Origin of the sequence: Brevibacillus fluminis (assembly GCF_003710825.1) — a bacterium.
Lineage (GTDB): Bacteria > Bacillota > Bacilli > Brevibacillales > Brevibacillaceae > Brevibacillus_D > Brevibacillus_D fluminis.
This window is the reverse complement of record NZ_RHHQ01000022.1, coordinates 62,077-80,472: the sequence shown is the minus strand read 5'-3', so window position 1 is coordinate 80,472 and position 18,396 is coordinate 62,077. Positions and strand designations below refer to the sequence as shown.

22 protein-coding genes and 1 pseudogene are annotated in these 18,396 nt (G+C 50.1%); 2 read left to right on the top strand and 21 right to left on the bottom strand.

Going from position 1 to position 18,396, the window contains the following annotated elements; translation table 11 throughout:
* Positions 1 to 2: 2 nt before the first annotated feature.
* Genes EDM56_RS25205 through EDM56_RS31960 form a run of 3 tightly spaced genes read right to left on the bottom strand, consistent with a single transcriptional unit; the run spans position 3 to position 841 of the window.
* Complete coding sequence (locus EDM56_RS25205; RefSeq protein ID WP_122920705.1) at positions 3 to 353, bottom strand: 2Fe-2S iron-sulfur cluster-binding protein; 351 nt, start codon at positions 351 to 353, stop codon at positions 3 to 5.
* Between the two features lie 14 nt (positions 354 to 367).
* The gene (locus EDM56_RS25200) at positions 368 to 664 is read right to left on the bottom strand and encodes a 2Fe-2S iron-sulfur cluster-binding protein (RefSeq protein WP_122920704.1); all 297 of its coding nucleotides are present in this window, start codon (positions 662 to 664) and stop codon (positions 368 to 370) included.
* A gap of 12 nt (positions 665 to 676) precedes the next feature.
* Positions 677 to 841, bottom strand: coding sequence for a DUF2768 family protein (locus tag EDM56_RS31960; RefSeq protein ID WP_281274988.1), 165 nt, complete (start codon positions 839 to 841; stop codon positions 677 to 679).
* A 168-nt stretch (positions 842 to 1,009) separates the two neighbouring features.
* Between EDM56_RS31960 and EDM56_RS25190 the strand changes: the two genes are divergently transcribed.
* A complete protein-coding gene (locus EDM56_RS25190) occupies positions 1,010 to 1,561 on the top strand; it encodes a hypothetical protein (RefSeq protein WP_122920702.1) in 552 nt (183 codons plus the stop codon).
* A 135-nt stretch (positions 1,562 to 1,696) separates the two neighbouring features.
* Here EDM56_RS25190 and EDM56_RS25185 read toward each other — a convergent pair whose 3' ends face one another.
* From EDM56_RS25185 to prsW, 17 genes and pseudogenes are all read right to left on the bottom strand, one after another.
* Complete coding sequence (locus EDM56_RS25185; RefSeq protein WP_122920701.1) at positions 1,697 to 1,963, bottom strand: stage VI sporulation protein F; 267 nt, start codon at positions 1,961 to 1,963, stop codon at positions 1,697 to 1,699.
* A gap of 100 nt (positions 1,964 to 2,063) precedes the next feature.
* On the bottom strand, positions 2,064 to 3,092 hold the full coding sequence (locus EDM56_RS25180; RefSeq protein ID WP_122920700.1) for an NAD(P)H-dependent glycerol-3-phosphate dehydrogenase: 1,029 nt from the start codon (positions 3,090 to 3,092) through the stop codon (positions 2,064 to 2,066).
* A 12-nt stretch (positions 3,093 to 3,104) separates the two neighbouring features.
* Positions 3,105 to 3,716, bottom strand: a complete 612-nt coding sequence (gene plsY / locus EDM56_RS25175) for a glycerol-3-phosphate 1-O-acyltransferase PlsY (RefSeq protein ID WP_122920699.1) — start codon at positions 3,714 to 3,716, stop codon at positions 3,105 to 3,107.
* A gap of 16 nt (positions 3,717 to 3,732) precedes the next feature.
* Complete coding sequence (gene der / locus EDM56_RS25170; protein ID WP_122920698.1) at positions 3,733 to 5,046, bottom strand: ribosome biogenesis GTPase Der; 1,314 nt, start codon at positions 5,044 to 5,046, stop codon at positions 3,733 to 3,735.
* A 105-nt stretch (positions 5,047 to 5,151) separates the two neighbouring features.
* Positions 5,152 to 5,334, bottom strand: a complete 183-nt coding sequence (locus EDM56_RS25165) for a capping complex subunit for YIEGIA (RefSeq protein WP_122920697.1) — start codon at positions 5,332 to 5,334, stop codon at positions 5,152 to 5,154.
* A gap of 3 nt (positions 5,335 to 5,337) precedes the next feature.
* Positions 5,338 to 6,246 (bottom strand): YIEGIA family protein, encoded by a 909-nt coding sequence (locus tag EDM56_RS25160; RefSeq protein ID WP_122920783.1) that lies wholly within the window; start codon positions 6,244 to 6,246, stop codon positions 5,338 to 5,340.
* Positions 6,247 to 6,255: 9 nt separating this feature from the next.
* Complete coding sequence (locus tag EDM56_RS25155; protein ID WP_122920696.1) at positions 6,256 to 6,891, bottom strand: YphA family membrane protein; 636 nt, start codon at positions 6,889 to 6,891, stop codon at positions 6,256 to 6,258.
* A gap of 74 nt (positions 6,892 to 6,965) precedes the next feature.
* A complete protein-coding gene (gene fni, locus EDM56_RS25150) occupies positions 6,966 to 8,027 on the bottom strand; it encodes a type 2 isopentenyl-diphosphate Delta-isomerase (protein WP_122920695.1) in 1,062 nt (353 codons plus the stop codon).
* A 121-nt stretch (positions 8,028 to 8,148) separates the two neighbouring features.
* Positions 8,149 to 9,312, bottom strand: a complete 1,164-nt coding sequence (gene rpsA / locus EDM56_RS25145; RefSeq protein WP_122920694.1) for a 30S ribosomal protein S1 — start codon at positions 9,310 to 9,312, stop codon at positions 8,149 to 8,151.
* A 166-nt stretch (positions 9,313 to 9,478) separates the two neighbouring features.
* Positions 9,479 to 10,075: a lysophospholipid acyltransferase family protein gene (locus EDM56_RS25140; protein ID WP_122920693.1), complete on the bottom strand. Its 597-nt coding sequence runs from the start codon at positions 10,073 to 10,075 to the stop codon at positions 9,479 to 9,481.
* On the bottom strand, positions 10,072 to 10,749 hold the full coding sequence (cmk, locus tag EDM56_RS25135) for a (d)CMP kinase (RefSeq protein WP_122920692.1): 678 nt from the start codon (positions 10,747 to 10,749) through the stop codon (positions 10,072 to 10,074). Before cmk ends, EDM56_RS25140 begins: the two co-directional genes overlap by 4 nt.
* A gap of 11 nt (positions 10,750 to 10,760) precedes the next feature.
* Positions 10,761 to 10,955 carry a hypothetical protein gene (locus EDM56_RS25130; RefSeq protein ID WP_122920691.1) on the bottom strand — a complete coding sequence of 65 codons (195 nt, stop codon included), beginning with the start codon at positions 10,953 to 10,955 and terminating at the stop codon, positions 10,761 to 10,763.
* Positions 10,956 to 10,988: 33 nt separating this feature from the next.
* Positions 10,989 to 11,675, bottom strand: coding sequence for a flagellar brake protein (locus tag EDM56_RS25125; protein WP_246009528.1), 687 nt, complete (start codon positions 11,673 to 11,675; stop codon positions 10,989 to 10,991).
* A gap of 104 nt (positions 11,676 to 11,779) precedes the next feature.
* A complete protein-coding gene (gene ypeB, locus EDM56_RS25120; RefSeq protein WP_122920689.1) occupies positions 11,780 to 13,153 on the bottom strand; it encodes a germination protein YpeB in 1,374 nt (457 codons plus the stop codon).
* Between the two features lie 27 nt (positions 13,154 to 13,180).
* Positions 13,181 to 13,534 (bottom strand): annotated as a pseudogene (locus EDM56_RS25115) (cell wall hydrolase); the annotation flags it as partial.
* 465 nt (positions 13,535 to 13,999) lie between these two features.
* Positions 14,000 to 14,797, bottom strand: a complete 798-nt coding sequence (locus EDM56_RS25110) for a DeoR/GlpR family DNA-binding transcription regulator (protein WP_281274987.1) — start codon at positions 14,795 to 14,797, stop codon at positions 14,000 to 14,002.
* Positions 14,798 to 15,140: 343 nt separating this feature from the next.
* Positions 15,141 to 15,800: a glutamic-type intramembrane protease PrsW gene (gene prsW / locus EDM56_RS25105; RefSeq protein WP_122920687.1), complete on the bottom strand. Its 660-nt coding sequence runs from the start codon at positions 15,798 to 15,800 to the stop codon at positions 15,141 to 15,143.
* 84 nt (positions 15,801 to 15,884) lie between these two features.
* Between prsW and EDM56_RS25100 the strand changes: the two genes are divergently transcribed.
* Positions 15,885 to 16,853, top strand: coding sequence for an asparaginase (locus tag EDM56_RS25100; RefSeq protein ID WP_122920686.1), 969 nt, complete (start codon positions 15,885 to 15,887; stop codon positions 16,851 to 16,853).
* 68 nt (positions 16,854 to 16,921) lie between these two features.
* Here EDM56_RS25100 and EDM56_RS25095 read toward each other — a convergent pair whose 3' ends face one another.
* Complete coding sequence (locus EDM56_RS25095; RefSeq protein WP_122920685.1) at positions 16,922 to 18,214, bottom strand: Glu/Leu/Phe/Val family dehydrogenase; 1,293 nt, start codon at positions 18,212 to 18,214, stop codon at positions 16,922 to 16,924.
* Between the last annotated feature and the right edge of the window lie 182 nt (positions 18,215 to 18,396).

Below are 18,396 nucleotides of genomic sequence, written 5' to 3'. Positions count from 1 at the left end.
TCCTACAGCCACTCATTGTCTTCCTCGTCCTGCTGTCGCTTCAGTGCAGCAGCCACGATCGATTTTAATTTTGCTTCCGGGATGCGAACCGTACAATCCGCCCCCGTCGTTTGTGTCTGGCAAGCAAGGCGCATGCCTCGGGCCAGATCGGCTTCGCTCAGTTTGCGCTGCTCAAGCGCTGTGGACTCGCTCACTGCACCGCCCTCCACAAAGACTTTACACATCAGGCAAGAGGCGTGGCCACCACAGCGCTGCGGGATGATGACACGAGCATTTCGCGCAGCCGCGATCAGCGTGAGCCCTGGGCGAACTTTGATGGTCTTGCCACTCGGAAGAAAGGTCAGTTTCGCCACGACGTCGTCCCCCTCTAGTATGGTTTGTGAACCAATTCGACTTTGCCGGGGGATTTGATCTGGATTTGGCATCCTAAGCGAAAACCTTCTTGCCGCTCTGCTTTTCGCAACCGAAGCTTCTCTGCATCGGTGATGTCATTGAGAAATTCGGCACCAGCCAGCACCTTTGTCCGGCATTGAGCGCAAATCCCCCGTTCACAAGAATGTCCCCACGGGATTTTTTGTTTTTTGGCCAGCTTGACGATCGGCTCGCCAATGGTTGCCTCCGTTTCATAGAGTCCTTGTCTAGTATGAAGAATTAGCTGACCCATTTTGCTCCTCCTTTACGCAAACACAACGATGAGAATCATAATAAAGGTGGAAAACAGCATGAGACCGGCCACGATTTTCAATACAAGGCTAATCACTGCTTTTTGCAATTTTCGGGCGTAGATCATCATGAAATTGCAAATAAACATAAAGGCCATGGCTAGGAAAGAGATATACATTTTTGTCATGGGATCGATGGTCATCAGTCGCACAGCATCCTTTTCTAAATGTTTACAGACGATATGGATAAGAGTCGTGTTCATTATAGCACATTTTATGGGGTAAGAACCTAGTTTCAACCAGCGGCATAGACTATCATAACGACTTGCCTATGGAGGGAAGACACGATGAAAGCAAACAAATGGCGCAATCCATACGCGCCCTTGGGCAAGAAGCCCGTTCAGGCAACCCAGGCTCGCATGAGTCAGCCTGCAGCCGCCACCTCGGCGCCACGCAAGCTCCCACTGCTGCCACTCCCAATCGATGTCCGCGCGTCCGTCATGCGTATGCGCAATAACATTAAAGGAATCAGCACGACCATCCGCCAAATGGAAGAGACGATGGATACGTTGTATGGCGCTGTGGAGCTTTTCCAATCGTTCGGACGCAAATCGACGGATCAACCCGAGGATATCCAGCCTGCAAAAACTCGGCGAAAAAGAAGTAGTGGCAGCGGAGTCAATGGAAACAGTGGACCTAGCGTGCAGGCATCGCGCAAGCAAGCTGCCGAGTCACCAGAATCCGTTCCGTCGGAAGGCAATGGCATTGAGAATTTGCTGGCGAACATCGACATCGGGCAAGTGCTCTCACTGCTTCAATCTCCGCTCGTGCAAAGCTTGATTCAGCAAAATCTCACCACCGCTTCTTCCACCTCGACAAAACGAAAAAAAGAGGGATAATCCCTCTTTTTTTTCGTTTGACGTTACACTCAGATCAGCCATGTCCCTGTAGAGCCATGATTGTTCTTAGTCATACTGTATGTGGAATTTGAATACGGGTAACAGGCATATGCGCCCATTTCACTGAACAATCACTCACGATAGCAAATTTTTCAGGGTGGAAAGATCATTCGGATTGAATTTGTTTTCGCGGAAAAGCTGAATGATTTTTTCTTCCTTTTCTGGTGTAACGGGAGTGCCGCTGATCGCTGCCAATGTTTTGATCATTTGACGCAGCTTCTCTTCATCTTGAAAGTCGCTTTTTTTCATACCGTTTGCAAGGTTTTTTAACTGGCTTTCATCCATGCCACCCGGAAGTTTACCCTGCAGCTTGTCAAACAGTTGACGCGAGAAATTTTTCATAAACAGCCTCCTCCTTAGAGCCCACACATTTCATTCGTATCGTATGTAGGCACTGGAGGGAAGGTGAAAAAACCTTTGCCCGAAAGCAAAGGTTTTCGCGCTACATCCGGTAGCGGATAATATCTTCCATCTCAAAGGTGCGTCCGCGGCCCATCAGCTCTTCGACCACTTGCCGCACTGACTTCCCTTCAAACAAAACGCTGTAAATCCCGCGCGTAATCGGCATTTCGACGCCTTCCCGTTCAGCTAGTGTCTTGGCTGCACTAGTCGTGCGTACGCCTTCTACGACCATGACCAGCTCTGCCAACGCCTCTTCAACCGTCTTCCCTTGTCCAAGGAGATAGCCTGCCCGCCAGTTGCGGCTGTGCTTGCTCGTGCATGTCGCCACGAGATCGCCCACTCCGGCCAAACCGGAAAAAGTCAATGGATTTGCCCCCATCTTCACGCCGAGCCGGCCAATTTCAGCGAGGCCTCGTGTCAAGAGCGCTGCTTTGGCATTGTCACCGAAGCCAAGACCATCGGACAATCCGGCGCCCAGTGCGATGATGTTTTTCAACGAGCCAGCAACCTCCGCTCCGATCATATCTGCATTCGTGTATACGCGGAACGCCCCGTTCATCAGCAAATCTTGTGCAGCGAGCATCGCGTCGTGCGATTTCGATGAAACCACGACCGTGGTTGGCGATCTCCGGATCACTTCCTCCGCATGGCTAGGCCCCGTCAGTACGACGATTCTCTCGGCAATCTCCGCAGGAACTTCTTCCGCAATGACTTCGGACATCCGCTTCAACGTATCTTGTTCCAGCCCTTTCGTGGCATGGATCAAGAGCACGTCTGGCTCCAAATAAGAGGCTAGCTGACTGACCACCGCACGCATCGCATGCGACGGCGTGACGAGCAGCACATACTTTTTGCCTGACACGACTTCCGCCAAATCTGTGCATGCTCGGATCGCCTCCGGCAGCACCTCGTTGGGTAAATATTTTTCATTCGTATGCTTTACATTGATTTGCTCGGCGATTTCCGCACTCCGTACCCAAAGAGTGACATCATGTCCATTGTCCGCACATACCGAGGCGAGCGCCGTTCCCCAGCTGCCCGCACCAACAACTGCAATTGATTTTGACAAAACGCATCCTCCTTACTGTAATGGTGTTCGTTGGGATTTATCGCCAAGCTTCCGTTCTTTTCCTTGCACCAAATTCACAATGTTGGAGGAATGACGAACGTAAGCAAACACCGTAATCAGCAAGCTGACCAACGGATAGATCGGATGGTCGGTCAAGAACCAGAGCAGAACGGGCAAGAGCGTGACGAACACGAGCGACCCGAGTGATACGTAACGAGTAATGGCAATCACGATAACGGTGATGACCGCCGCGATCAAAAAAGCCAACGGCGAAAGGCCAAGCGCGACCCCGAGGGTGGTCGCAATTCCTTTTCCGCCCCGAAAACCGAAAAAGATCGGCCAGTTATGCCCCACAATCGCGAATATTCCGGCAAACGCATACGAGACGGGATCGCCACCGGTGATCCAGTGCGCAATCCCCATCGCTGCAAGGCCTTTCAACGCGTCAAGCACCAACACCAAGATCCCTGGCCCTTTTCCGAGCACCCGGAGCGTATTGGTCGCACCCGCATTTCCGCTTCCGTGGGACCGTATGTCAATGCCGGCTATTTGTTTTGCAATCAAGTAACTAAAGCTGATGGAACCGATTAAGTAGCTGATAATGACCGCAATCACAAATCCCATTTGACTCTTCCTCTCCCTATGTCTTTTTGCGCGTCAAAATGCGAATCGGAGTACCTTCAAAGACGAACGCTTCTCGAATTTTATTTTCAATATAACGCTCATAGGAGAAGTGCATCAATTCTGGATCATTCACGAACAAAACAAAGGTTGGCGGTTTGACAGCCACTTGTGTCGTATAGTTGATTTTGAGACGTTTGCCGCGATCCGATGGAGGCGGTGTCATGATCGTCGCGTCTGTCACGAGATCGTTGAGCGTCGCTGTAGGCACGCGCATCGTGTGAGCTTCTGCCACTTGGTTGACCTTTGGCAAAATCGTGTGCACGCGCTGCTTGCTTTTGGCGGAAACGAAAAGGATCGGCGCATAGCTCAAGTATTTGAACTCTTCGCGAATCAACTCGGTGAAGCGCTGCATCGTCTTGTCGTCTTTTTCCACGGCATCCCATTTGTTGACCACGATGATGACTGCGCGGCCCGCTTCGTGAGCATATCCGGCAATTTTTTTGTCCTGCTCAATGATTCCTTCTTCGCCATTGATCACGACCAAAACAACGTCGGACTCCTCAATCGCCTTCAGCGCCCGCATCACGCTGTATTTCTCTGTCGATTCGTACACTTTTCCTTTTTTGCGCATCCCTGCTGTATCGACCAGGACATATTCCTGCCCGTCCCGCTCAAACGGCGTGTCAATCGCATCGCGCGTAGTACCGGCGATCTCCGAGACAATGACGCGTTCTTCGCCCAAAATCGCATTTGTCAAGGACGATTTCCCGACATTCGGACGACCAATGATCGATACGCGAATAACATCGTCCCTGTCTGCTTCTTCATCCTGAGCAGGAAAATGGCGAATCACCTCGTCAAGCAAATCACCGAGTCCAAGCCCATGAGCGCCAGAAATCGGGAAAGGCTCCCCAACGCCAAGCTGGTAAAAATCATAGATTTCATTGCGCATTTCAAAGTTGTCCACTTTGTTGACGCCAAGCACGATCGGTTTACCCGTACGATTGAGCATGCGCGCAAGCTCGAGGTCCGCGTCGGTCACGCCCGTGCGGCTATCCGTCATCATGATGATAACATCGGCCTCGTCAATCGCAAGCTCCGCTTGATATCTCATCTGGGTCAGAATGGCGTCCACGTCGCCAAACTCGATCCCACCGGTATCAATGATGTGAAAGTAGCGGTTCAACCATTCCGATTTGCTATAAAGACGGTCGCGCGTCACGCCCGGCGTATCTTCTACGATGGCGATCCGTTCGCCTACAAGACGGTTAAAAATGGTGGACTTGCCGACATTCGGCCTGCCCACGATAGCAACTACTGGCAATCCCATTGTATTCAACACTCTCTCTCACTACTGATTTACGGACATTCCTGCTAATCATACCACACTCGGGATAGTAAACAAAACCCAACGCAAGCAGGTAATAAGCTGCGCTCAGCGATGGCGGACGATTACCAGCGTTTCCCCGGTGATTTCATGAACCATGCCATCGAGAATCTTTTCAAGCGTGAACGCTACTTTTTGCAAGTCATCCGCCGTATCGACGACAAAAATCGGTGCGCCGCCTCCGATTTTTTCTTTTTGCAGTGTCACAATCGCTATGATCTGGTTTTCCATGCGTCAACCACCATCCCGTTTTTTCGCCTGTGCCTTTTTTGGCATGCGAATCGCGCTCTCCAATATTGGAACCGAGGAAAGGACTTTCATTGCCATATCCTCATCCTTGGACATCGGAAGTAGAAATACACCGAGCCTACCCGTTTTTAAATCACGTTTGATCAGCGGTGTAAGCGATGGCTCTCCCTCATCGGTATAAACGCCCAAAATCGTAGACGCATCGTGTAAAATCGCTTGTCTCTGTCCTGGATGGGCCAATGTCACCACAGCGTTGTCGTTTTTAGGGACGAGGATAAATCCCATGCCATGAGTTGAAAGCTGCCGCTGCGCATCGGTCGAGCCTACGTTCATGATGTAAATGTCCTCGACAAGAAGATTCCTTCCGTCGACCACCACGTTTGCCGGCACGATTTCTGCAATATGATGGAGGTTGTTGCCCGTTTTCAGCTTCAAGGCAAGCAGTATGATTAATACGGCTGCGATTATCCCGCCCCACCAGGAAAAAAACACAGTTGCAAACGTGCTGACGAGTGAGGTGAGAATCACCATGTAATTGCGCCCTTCGAAAACCATTGCGATCCCTTCAATATACGTCCCTCCGCGCGGCACAAGCTCATGCTTGTCGATTTCATTCAACGTATTGCGCTCCATGTTCCGCACATCGCGGAATTGCTGGGCGGCCAGCGTGATAAAGGTGATCGCCGTATACTCTTGCTTCAATAGCGACGGGACGAAAACTGTTCCTAAAAGCGAGGCGATAACCCCGAGCGCGATATGGATGATCCGCCCGTGCGGATAGGTCGGGTATTGACGGTAGTCGGTCCGCAGCATAAGCAAGCGGCAGACGAGACCTGCCGTGAAGCCGATGATGATCGGCAGGATCATGGGGTTGGATACGATTTTGCTCATCATCATAAGGCATCACCTGTGGGATTGTAATTTGGATTTAATCGAGCCGACGAGTCGGGAATGGATGATGGCGGCTACGACGGTCCACGCCAGTGACCAGGTCAGAACGGACAGCCATAGGACATCCTGGCTGAAAGGGCTCCCGATCGCAAACGGCGTCACTTTTCCCCACAGTGAAAGCGAGTGGGAAATATCAAATAAGGTCACGGAAAAAAACAATAAAAACACCTGTTCTTCCGCATGGCGAGCAAACAAAAAAACCAACACCGTCAGCAGCAATGGCAAGATGAGTGTCTCATCCGCAAACATAAGCACCGGGTCCCAAATAAATAGACGTTTGATACAAAAAAGCACGCTCGTCATGGTAATGACGGCAGCCGCCAAATAACTGGCTTGTCCCGGACGAACCAGACACGTCCACATCCAGGCGGAAATAATCATGGGCACGATCGTTCCGCTGACATTTACTTCAATCGGCAGCACGTACATGCGCCAGTTCGAAAAAGCAGAAAGCAGGCAGGCTGCCAAAACGGCGAGCGTCGTTGCCTGTGTCAAACGAAAGCGTGCTAGCAAGCGGTTATAGCTGCCCATCCAGACGAGACAGATCAAGCACCACTGGACAACCATTGCGGCAATTCCCTCGTTCATCGCATGCTCCTTGGAAACAGTGTGCAACTCTGTTGAAAGTATGCCACATTTGCCAAGCAATCATGAATGAAGCCTTACATTTCTTCTTTGCGCAAAGCATATCGCCGCAAATCAATGGCGCGCTGTTCGGCCCAACGCGCTGTATCACCGCCAATTACTACGGAGGCACTGCCTAGCTCACTCAGTGTTCGTGCGCCAAGCGCAACCATGGCAATTTTTAATTCATGATGCAGCCGATCGACACGATCTAGGCAAGCTTGCATGGCCAGAGTCTTCACCATGCGCAAAAAAACGCCTGCCATTCCGACCGCAGATGCCCCGAGCGCAATTGACTTGGCCACATCCAGTCCGTGACGCAAACCGCCGGAAGCGATCAGCGACGTGCCTTTGAGGTTAATTTCCCCTGCCTCCAGCAGGCTTTGCACCGTACTCAGCCCCCAAGTATCAAACATGTCATACGCTTCCGGATTGCGTCTGTTTTCGATTTTGGCAAAATTGGTTCCACCAGAGCCCCCGATATCAATGGAGGCTACCCCTACTTCCACCAACTGGCGGATGGACGTGCGTGCCATACCAAAACCAACCTCTTTCACAATTACCGGCACAGAAAGGTGATCTGCAATTCGCGCAATGGACTCCAAGTATCCTTCAAACGTACGGTCGCCTTCGGGCATCAAGAGCTCCTGCATCACATTCAGATGAATTTGCAGCGCATCCGCCTCAATCATCGCAATGGCTCGCTCCGCCAGTTCCAACGTGCACTCCGCCCCCAAATTGGCGATCACGATGCCGTGTGGATTCACCTGGCGAACGATACGGTACGTTTTTGTTAGGGAAGGATCACGTAGCGCTGCCATTTGCGAGCCTACTGCCATCGCCAACCCTTTTTCACGAGCGATGAGGGCCAGCTTACCGTTGATGTCCTCTGCTTCTGCCACACCGCCGGTCATCGCATTAACGAAAATAGGTGATGAAAGCTTTAACGATCCAAGGAACGTCTGCATCGATAAGTTTACATAAGATATATTAGGTAAACTGTTCGGGATGAATGAAACATCCTCGAAGCCGTGTGTGCCTGCTTGCCCTGTAGTCAGCGCGTGCTCAATATGGTCCAGTTTGCGTGACGATCGACTCATTTTGCATTTCCTACCTTCCTGCTGATTACCCGTTTGTAACAATGTCATTCACAAACGAGCGAAAGTTTTCTAATAGAAAAGGGATACGCGCTTGCGTACCCCTCCCCATTATCGCCGCTTATTATTTGAATTTGTCCTTCAGATCGCCGAACAGGTCTCCCAACGTAACGCCGAGAGATTGATTGTTCTCTTGTTGGAATTGCTGATGTTCACGGCGGCTCGCTTGTTCCACTTGCTCCACTTTTTCTTCTTCGAGCGCGCGAATGCTCAGGCTTACGCGTTGTTCAGCCGGATTCACTTCCAGTACTTTCACATTGACCGTTTGGCCTTCTTTCAGTACCTCGTTAGGCGATTTCACGTGACGGTTGGCAATTTGGGATACGTGAACCAGCCCTTCAACACCAGGAGCGATTTCTACAAATGCACCGAAGCTTGCCAAACGCTTGACACTGCCGCTAACAATGTCGCCTTTTTTGAACTTCTCTGCAGCAATTGCCCAAGGGCCTTGTTGGGTTTCTTTAATGCTCAGGCTGATGCGCTCGTTGTCTTTATCGACCTTGAGTACTTTCACCTGCACTTTGTCGCCTTCCTTGACCACATCCGAAGGTTTATCAACACGATTCCATGCGAGTTCGGAGATGTGCACCAAGCCGTCCACGCCGCCGATGTCGACAAATACACCGAAATCCGTCAGGCGTTGCACGGTGCCTTCCAATACTTGACCTGGCTGAATGCCACCGATCACAGATTGTTTTTTATTTTTGGCCTCTTCTTCCAGAACCGCTTTATGGGAGAGGATCGCCTTGTTTTTCTCTTTGTCAAGCTCCATCACTTTCAGCTTGAGGGTTTTGCCTTTGTAGTCGGAGAAGTCTTCGATGAAAGACAGACCAACCATGGACGCAGGAATGAAACCGCGAAGTCCGACATCAACGACAAGGCCGCCTTTAACGATGTCTTTGACAATTGCTTCGATGATTTCGCCTGATTCCAGTTTAGCCGCGAGGTCATCCCAAGCTTTTTCGCCAGCAACCGCTTTTTTGGAAACAACCAATTCTTCTTTTTCATCATTGAGCTTGGTAACTTTCACTTCGAATTCGTCGCCAACAGCAACGGCATCGGATACTTTGTCAACGTGAAGGGCAGCGAGTTCGCTGATCGGAATTAGCCCGTCGTATTTGTAACCTACATCTACCAGAGCTTGCTTGTCTTCTACTTTGGTGACTTTCGCTTTCACCACATCTCCAACCGCGAGAGTTTTTACATCTACACTATTAAACTCTTCCATCAACACGAACCTCCTTGACCATCTTCAAAAATTAGGATCCTATAAAAAGGTTTACTCTAATAGGATAGCATATATTGGTAGCCTATGCCTATGGCGTACGCTCATCAAAAGAAATTGACAGCTAGACATGTATAGTATACTTCCAAGTCCTGCTTTCAATACCAATTCATTTTGCCTTATGCGCATCAATCAATTCCTTAATATGCTGCATGATCAGATCTGTCGCTTCCCGCATTGATTCGGAATCGACCTTCTTCTCCCGAATCGCCGTCATGTCGATCGGCTTGCCGTAGATGATTGTGATCGGCTTCAAGAAACGCCAAGGGCCGATGATGGCGACAGGCACCACCTCTGCCTTGGACTTGAGCGCAAACATCGCGCTTCCGCTTTGAGCGCGCCCCAGTTCACCGTTTTTGCTGCGGGTCCCTTCAGGAAAAATACCTAAAATCTCGCCATCTTCTAAAATTTTCAGCGTCGTGCGGATCGCATTGCGATCCCCCGCTCCCCGTTTGACAGGGAAAGTGCCGAACTTTTTCAACAAAAACGAGAGCACAGGAACGTGGAACAGCTCTTCTTTCGCCATAAACCGCACCTGGCGTTCAATGCCGCTTCCCAATAGGGGCGGATCGATATTGCCGATGTGATTGCAGCACAAGATGACCGCGCCCGTCTTTGGAACATTTTCTCGTCCGATTACCCGCCAGCGGAAGCACGTTGCGATCAATAAGCGGCAGATGCCGCGAAAAAACGTATAATAGCTCATTTCGCGCTCTCACCTGTTTTCTGGCATATATGTAGAATTTGATCAACGATTTGCTCGATCGAACGGCCTGTCGTATCGACCAAAATCGCATCTTCTGCTTGCTTAAGCGGTGCTACCTCCCGCTCGGAATCGCGCTTGTCGCGCTCGGCAATTTCCTCCATCAGCGCTTCCAAGGATGTTTCCACACCTTTTTGCTGAAGCTCTGCCAAGCGGCGCGTCGCCCGTTCCTCGATCGAAGCGGTCAGAAAGATTTTTACATCCGCATCTGGTAAGACATGTGTGCCGATATCGCGGCCGTCCATAATGACGTTGCCTTCCTCTGCCAATGCGCGCTGCAGGTCAAGCATCAACGCACGAACACGTGGATGTCCCGCAACAATGGAGGCAAGCTGGCTCATCTGCGGTGTGCGAATTTCTGCGGTGATGTCTTCCTCATTCCACCACACACGCTGTGCATCTCCCTGATCGTCCCGCTGCAGCTTGATGCGGTTTTTTTCCAGGAGCGTGGAAACCGCATGCTCATCGATAGCTGCAAGCCCCTCTTGTTGTGATGCCCATGCCAATGCACGGTACATGGCTCCTGTATCAATATAGACAAAGCGTAACTTGGCAGCAACCTGCTTCGCTACTGTGCTCTTTCCTGCGCCAGCAGGGCCGTCAATCGCAATTTTCATCTGGCTATCACCTATTTCTGCAAAATATGTGCCGATCCTTCCCATTTGACCGTCTCATTAAGCAAGAAGCGGATGGGGAGTAGATGGACCGCACACTGTCCGACAATAAAAAGAAGAACAAGTCCAATAATAAAGCGTGTGATCAACTTTTCGACGCGCGCGGATAAACGGATGAATCGCGCCTCGTAATCTTCCGAACGTTTCATCTTTATCCCTCTTTTTTTTAAGAGGCAATCTGCTTATTCGGTAATTCCTTTTTTGCGTAGCTCAAGCTGGCGCTCGTAACAGGCTCGTACCACTTTTGCCTGATCGCTTTCGTGAATGTTGACGAATTTGACGGAAACCCATTGCATATTCGGGACGTCTTCCAGCTTTTTTATGCGGGTTACTTCCCCTTCCGCCTGGGCATGCATGATCGTGCCGTTTTTCAACGGAATGACCAGCCATAGCATGAGCGGATCGTGCTCCTTCAATCGATATTGGTCGGAGCAGGTAAAAGAAAGACCACCGCCGCTAATATCCGAGGTTCTCGCTAAGAAGTGGTAGTTACGGACCGTATCGGTCGTTTTGACCGAAATCTCCAGCTGCACATCGACCCGCAAGTAGTTGCGCCGCTGCGTGCGGGTAATCTCCTGCACAGGCGGCAGCTTCAATAGCAGAACGGGAATGTTGTCGGTGCGATAGCCGCTGATGGTCGATCGAAAATCGTACCGCGAGCCGTCCTCACCCATAAACCAGATGCTGACTTCCATCCCTTCGGGTATGCGGTATCCGCGTCCTGATTCCTCTTCAATTGGTACCTCAATAGCAAGTAGATCCCCTGTTATATCGGACACTCTCGTTTTATAGACCAGCTTTGCTTTTTCTTCCTGAAGCGTAACGAGATTCATGCGTAGGATCTGTCCTACCTGCGGATAGGTGCTCAATGTTCTTCCCCCTTTGTTTCCAATCCCCCTCTCATTATACACACCTTTTTGTCGATACGGCAAATAGAGGAAGGGGATTGCGGCCCCCCTCCCCATCGCTTTCGTTACTTTGCTCCCGGCTGCCCCGTGCCTCGATGAACGTCCATTTTGACGACTTCTTCTTCGTCCCCTGTGAGCGCATTGATATAAATCATGTAGGTGTCTTTCTCAAAACGGCCGGTGAATTCGTAGCACAACACTTCTTTCCCGTCCGCCTTCCCTTCGATCAACGCCATCCGCTGATCGGTCACGCGCACTTTCGGATTGAGCATGGTACGTGCTTTTTCTGCCGTCACCTTTGCTTTTGGTAGAATACGCTGTTTATGATTGAACAGATACTCGGTCGCATGGAACCCGTTGACATCGCCAGTATCGAGGGCGACTTTAACCGTGACAGCGTCTGGATAGATCAACACATTGTCCTGCTTGGGAACAAACGTGAAGACTCCTAGGCCGTCGTACAAATCGCTTTCGACCGCTTCCATGTTTGGATAGTCATGCGCGTGCAAAAACTTTTTCCCGCTCTCTTCCGCAGCCGCTAGCGAGATTGCTGGTTTACCAATCGTCCGTTCATTCAACAGCCAGACGACTTTTCCCGCCCGCTTGGTCACCTCGACGTTGATCGGGCTTTTCAGCTCCCTGCTCGTCACTCTGACGCTGTACGCGCTGTATTCCTCGGACTTCCCGTTGTTTTCAACATCTACTTTGACGTTTTTCCCATGCATGCCAATGAAATCAAGCGCGATTCGCCCCGCTTCCTCAGGCGTTACAAGTTTGCCGGAGATTCCCTTGACGCGTTGTTTCTTTTTATGATCCAGACTATTAATCGCGACACCCCAGTCTAAATCCTGGTACTCGTTCACCCGTTTTTCAATCGTTTGAAAGCCGTCGACGATGGTATTATCCGACTTTTTATCATCCGAGGCGAGCGCACTCTCCACATCCATCCAGCGCAGCTGATTATCGATGACTTTTGTCTGCACTTTGTTGAGTTCGCCTTGGATTTCCTTGGAGTGTTTGTACAGCCCCTCCAACGTTTTGTACTCTTTTTCCGTGAGCGGCTGCTTATTCAGATCCCGAACCGCTACCCCGTAGGAAAAGTCGGCAACTCTAGCGAGGAACTCCTCGGTTTTGCTAAACGACATTAGCGTCAGCGGTAGCTGCCCCACATCGTTTTGCGCCGCATACGCAAGACGCCAAACGTTTGTCAGCGACGGTGTCATCTGCTTACGCGTGTTTACGACCAGCGATTTGCCTAGCTCATCCTGCAATTTGTCGAGATGGTAATTCAAGTCATGGAACGCCCGTTGGTATTGGTTTTCCGCTTTGATCAGGACCGAGTTTTTCTCATTGTGCTCCTGGTATCCCCAAACACCTGCTCCGACCAAAGCTACGATCGCAACCGGCAGAAGTACCCGTGCTGTTGCTCCATAGATCACACTGTTGTCCCCCTATCTCATGTCTTGCTATCGGCAAAAAATATGTTTTCCGATTTTCTTCACCTGCGGCCTGCTCCATATCCACTGAGAGGTTGCCGTTTGCGGATTGAAATAATAGGTGCATCCCCCTGTAGGGTCCAACCCTTTGATTGCATCATTGACCGCTTTGCTTGCCGTCTCATTGGGAGCGAGCCAGATCTGCCCATCGGCAACAGCTGTGAAGGCACGTGGTTCAAAGATTACGCCCGCTGCAGTATTGGGAAACGCCGGGCTTTTGACCCGATTCAATATGACGGCTGCGACCGCTACTTGTCCCACGTACGGTTCCCCACGCGACTCGCCGTAGACGGCATTGGCCATGAGTTTGCGGTCATTCGCCGAAAGCTGTGTGGCATGAAACGCTATTTGCGTGTTAGCTGTGCCCGCCTTTTTCGCAGGTGCTGCCCATTCCATCACAGGCGCTGCCGATTGCAGCAACCCTTTATCCCCCTGCTTTGACGCTATGTAATACACGCCGGCCAATCCTCCCAGAGCAAGGCAGGTGACGAGCCCAAGGATTTTCCATCGTAACGCTCGCACGCAAGAATCCCTCCTGTTACAAAAAGTAGCGTCGATGGAAATAGTGTTCGTGTCTGATTGGCTTATTATGCAAAAATAGGCGCACGCCGACATTTTCCTGCACCCAGGGAACGGCGTGGGCTAACGCATTTTTTTCGCAATGTCTCGTTACGTATCATGTGCTGCAAATAAAAAAGAAGCCTCCCAAAAGGAAGCTCCTATTATATATGAGCTGGATGTCACGCTGGCACATTCGCCATGACGCCATCACAGACAACATATCCGGTATTATTCTTGTTCCTGTTGCACGATGAACAGCTCGATTTCATGCTTTCGCAATGCGGCTAAAATGTCCTCATGTGGCATACGGTCCGTGATGATCATATCAATCCAATCCAAGCCTGCCACTTTATGGAACAGCTTCAGACCGAATTTGGTCTGGTCCGCGAGCACGATCACCTGGTCCGCGCATTTGAGCATTTCACGGAGCTGGTAGCTCTCTTCCTCTGTCGCGTGAAAAATCCCTTCTGCATTGAGACCGCAAACACCGATCAGCAATTTGTCCACCTGATAGTCCGAGAGCATTTCGATCGAGCGCGGCCCAAGGACATAGCGATCTTGTGCCTGCAGCATCCCGCCGAGCATGTAAATGCTCACAGATGGTTTCTCAGCCAAAATGTTAGCTGTGGCGATCGAATTGGTTACGACGACATTATCGCGTGTCTGCATCGCCTCCGCCGCAAATTGAACAGTGGTCGAGGCATCCATGATGAGATAGTCGCCATCTTTCAGCAGTGAAGCTGCGCGTTGCCCAATTAGCCGTTTGACGTCAGACTTAAGCTGAATGCGCTCCTTGTAATGGATTGATTTCTTCGTCAATGTGGGCAATATGGCTCCGCCCCGCGTCCGAAGGATGGCCCCCTGCTCTTCGAGCTTTACCAGATCGCGCCTTGCCGTATCGCGCGAAACGCCGTAGCGGTCAATGATATCTTGTACGCTGATGCGTTGGTGCTCTTGCAAATCGCGTAATATCTCGACGAGTCGTTCTTCCTGAAACATGTGATGTTCAACCTCTTTTCGTAACAGCTTGCTGCTGTTGCATTTTTATAATAAGTGATTGTAAGTGATTTTTCAATACATTTATAAGCAATAATAAGTAATTACAAGCAAATAAAAACGACTTTCCGCTGAGTTTCGCGTGAAAGCCGTTTCTGTATTGGTTTTTCCTATGGTAGTTCTTCAATGTCAAAATAACGGTCATTGCTGCACAAACACTGCTTAAAACCAGTTTCCACCTTGCCTTCGCTTCCTTTTTTTCCGCGCAAGGTGAATTTTTCTCCACATTCGTTGCACCGTATCATCACTTTTGTTCGCTGAGTCTTAAACACGGAAAGTCTCCTCCTTATTCACCTTCCTAGTATGGACGAGACTACCCGTTTTTAGAAGCGAACTCGTGAGCCAAACGTACTTTTCTCAAACCATTCCACCACAAAATCACCATAAACGGAATGATCAGCCATAACCAATATTCCGTCGTTAAAAAGATCAAGTTGTAACTCGCATGCAGCACGATCGGCAGTAACAGCGAAACGACCAGACGGATCGATTTGGCTTTGCCTGGTTTGGAAAACTTGGAGAGCCCCATGTAATAGCCCATCCAAATGCCAAATAAGGCATGGCTCGACACAGGCAGCAGCGCACGCCAAAAAGCAACGTCCAACCCGTTCAAAATCAGGTAAAACAAATTTTCCAGGGTGGCGAACCCTAATGATACCGCAACCGAATAGACAATCCCGTCGTATGGCTCGTCAAACTCCACATGTTTGTAGGCTGAATGGTACACCACCAGCCACTTGAAAAATTCTTCAATTAATGCGGACGAGATCACCGCTTGAAAAAACGCCTGATTCAAGTCCCATTCATTTTGAATAATATACTGAAGGAGCATGATGGGAAATACGAGGAGAATCCCGAACAAAAAGGTTCGTACCACCATGGAAATCGGTTCAGGCTGCAAATGATCGCGCAAATACACGTAGCTTAAAATCGCAATGCCCGGCGCGATCGCAGCTCCCACGATTGCAAGCATAGTGAAAATGACTCCTTTACATATACGTGCTTTCATCGTACCATGTAGATTAGTTTTTTAAAACTGGCAACAGGAGAGAATGGAATGAAAAAAGTACTGGTGATCAACACGGGCGGTACCATTGCCATGTCCGTGGATGAAGCAGAGGGCGTAAAACCGCTTGATGAAGAAGCCGTTACCAAAATACTCCCTCACCTTCATCAATTGGCAGAAGTGAAAATGATGAACTACGTGAACTTACCCAGCCCTCACATGACACCTGCTGTCATGAACCAGCTCCGCCAGTTGATTGAACAAGAAACAGCCACACACGAGTATGATGGCGTGGTTGTCACCCACGGAACGGATACTCTTGAAGAGACAGCCTATTTTCTCGATCTTACCCTTTCGTTGACGTTGCCTGTCGTCGTAACCGGCGCGATGCGATCCAGCAATGAGCTGGGAGCGGACGGGCCTGTCAATTTGATTTCCGCCGTCCGTACCGCGATTGACCCGGCAAGCTCAGGAAAAGGCGTTCTCGTCGTCTTCAATGATGAAATCCACGCCGCTCGTCACGTTACGAAAACGCATACGAGCAATGTGGCGACGTTCCAGTCACCGCAGTATGGACCGATTGGTACCATCAGCAAAAAGCACGTTCATTACCACCATGCGCCATTGGATCGCGAGCATTATTCAATTGCTCATGCAAATGCGAATATTCCGCTTTGCAAAGCTGTCGCTGGAATGGACCCGCGCTGGCTGCAATTTTTGCTTGATGATGCCATTGACGGCGTCGTCATCGAAGCGTTGGGACTCGGCAACCTCCCACCTGCGATCGTGCCTGTTCTTGCGCAATTGATTGAAAAAGGAACGCCAATCGTCATGGTTTCGCGCTGCTTTAACGGACAAGTGCAAGATGTGTACGACTACGAGGGTGGCGGCAAAAAGCTGAAGCAATTGGGCGTCATCTTCTCCAATGGGCTGAATGGCCAAAAAGCGCGCCTGAAGCTGATGGTGACTCTTCAAACGACAAACGATTTCAAGCAGCTTCAAGAAATGTTCGAGCACTAATTCTTTTGAATGAATGACAAACAAAAAACCTCTCAGGATCACTCCGTGAGAGGTTTTTTCGTTCTGGTTTAGACCCAGCCGCGGAAGCGGGATGCTTCTGCCATTTTGCGTGCGCCCACCATGTAAGCAGCCAAACGCATGTCGACACGGCGAGTTTGGGAAAGGGAATATACGTTTTCGAAGGATTTGACCATCACTTTCTCCAACTTCTCTTCCACTTCTTCTTCCGTCCAGTAGTAACCTTGGTTGTTTTGTACCCATTCAAAGTACGAAACGGTTACGCCACCAGCGCTTGCCAGTACGTCAGGCACCAGCAGGATGCCGCGCTCGGTGAGGATTTTGGTTGCTTCCAAAGTCGTAGGCCCGTTTGCTGCTTCACAAACGATGGAAGCTTTGATGTTATGCGCATTTTCCGCAGTGATTTGGTTCTCGATCGCTGCAGGTACCAAAATGTCGCAATCCAACTCCAACAGCTCTTTGTTCGTAATCGTGTTGGTGAACAGCTTGGTGACAGTACCGAAGGAATCGCGGCGATCCAGCAAGTAATCAATATCCAAGCCGTTTGGATCATGCAGTGCACCGTACGCATCGGAGATACCGACCACTTTCGCCCCGGCATCATGCAGGAACTTGGACAGGTAGCTTCCGGCATTACCGAACCCTTGTACCACCACGCGGGCGTTTTTCAGGTCGATGTTGCGGCGTTTCAGCGCTTCGCGGATGCAGATGGTTACCCCTTTTGCCGTAGCGGTTTCACGACCATGCGAACCGCCAAGTGCAATCGGTTTGCCAGTGATGAAGCCCGGCGAATCGAACTCACGGATGCGACTGTACTCATCCATCATCCACGCCATGATTTGAGAGTTTGTAAATACGTCTGGTGCTGGAATGTCTTTGGTCGGACCAACGATTTGGCTCACCGCACGAACATACCCGCGGCTCAAACGCTCTAATTCACGGAAAGACATCTCGCGAGGATCGCAAATGATGCCGCCTTTACCGCCGCCGTATGGCAAATCAACGATACCGGCTTTCAGGCTCATCCAAATAGAGAGCGCTTTCACTTCATCCTCACTAACCTCAGGATGGAAGCGAATTCCTCCTTTTGTTGGGCCAACAGCATCATTATGTTGTGCGCGATAGCCTGTAAATACTTTTACCTCACCGTTATCCATGCGAACTGGGATACGAACAGTTAGTACGCGCAACGGCTCCTTCAACAGTTCGTACATCGATTCTTGGTAACCTAATTTCTCTAACGCCTCTTTGATCACCGTTTGCGTCGAAGTTAGGAGATTCAGACTCTCCGTTTGCTTCTCCGTACCTTGGGTGTTTCCGGTTACCACTTCGTGATTACCCATTTTGTACCACCTCAAAAATGTAATCGGTCAATCCATCGTTAAGTATACACGCTTGCTTGGGGAAAGAGAAGCATTAAATTACTCTGTAAATAGTTTCGCTCATTTCAGAAAACTCTTGAAATCACAAGGGTTTTCCCTAATTCGGTTTTTGTGAGCTCGACCTGCTTTCAATCTTGTATAAT

Coding starts and splice junctions, on each gene's coding strand:
- EDM56_RS25200 (WP_122920704.1), bottom strand. CDS start 664: ATGGGTCAGCTAATTCTTCATACTAGACAAGGACTCTATGAAACGGAG.
- EDM56_RS31960 (WP_281274988.1), bottom strand. CDS start 841: ATGTATATCTCTTTCCTAGCCATGGCCTTTATGTTTATTTGCAATTTC.
- EDM56_RS25190 (WP_122920702.1), top strand. CDS start 1,010: ATGAAAGCAAACAAATGGCGCAATCCATACGCGCCCTTGGGCAAGAAG.
- EDM56_RS25185 (WP_122920701.1), bottom strand. CDS start 1,963: ATGAAAAATTTCTCGCGTCAACTGTTTGACAAGCTGCAGGGTAAACTT.
- plsY (WP_122920699.1), bottom strand. CDS start 3,716: ATGGGATTTGTGATTGCGGTCATTATCAGCTACTTAATCGGTTCCATC.
- der (WP_122920698.1), bottom strand. CDS start 5,046: ATGGGATTGCCAGTAGTTGCTATCGTGGGCAGGCCGAATGTCGGCAAG.
- EDM56_RS25165 (WP_122920697.1), bottom strand. CDS start 5,334: ATGGAAAACCAGATCATAGCGATTGTGACACTGCAAAAAGAAAAAATC.
- EDM56_RS25160 (WP_122920783.1), bottom strand. CDS start 6,246: ATGATGAGCAAAATCGTATCCAACCCCATGATCCTGCCGATCATCATC.
- EDM56_RS25155 (WP_122920696.1), bottom strand. CDS start 6,891: ATGAACGAGGGAATTGCCGCAATGGTTGTCCAGTGGTGCTTGATCTGT.
- fni (WP_122920695.1), bottom strand. CDS start 8,027: ATGAGTCGATCGTCACGCAAACTGGACCATATTGAGCACGCGCTGACT.
- rpsA (WP_122920694.1), bottom strand. CDS start 9,312: ATGGAAGAGTTTAATAGTGTAGATGTAAAAACTCTCGCGGTTGGAGAT.
- EDM56_RS25140 (WP_122920693.1), bottom strand. CDS start 10,075: ATGAGCTATTATACGTTTTTTCGCGGCATCTGCCGCTTATTGATCGCA.
- cmk (WP_122920692.1), bottom strand. CDS start 10,749: ATGAAAATTGCGATTGACGGCCCTGCTGGCGCAGGAAAGAGCACAGTA.
- EDM56_RS25130 (WP_122920691.1), bottom strand. CDS start 10,955: ATGAAACGTTCGGAAGATTACGAGGCGCGATTCATCCGTTTATCCGCG.
- prsW (WP_122920687.1), bottom strand. CDS start 15,800: ATGCTTGCAATCGTGGGAGCTGCGATCGCGCCGGGCATTGCGATTTTA.
- EDM56_RS25100 (WP_122920686.1), top strand. CDS start 15,885: ATGAAAAAAGTACTGGTGATCAACACGGGCGGTACCATTGCCATGTCC.
- EDM56_RS25095 (WP_122920685.1), bottom strand. CDS start 18,214: ATGGGTAATCACGAAGTGGTAACCGGAAACACCCAAGGTACGGAGAAG.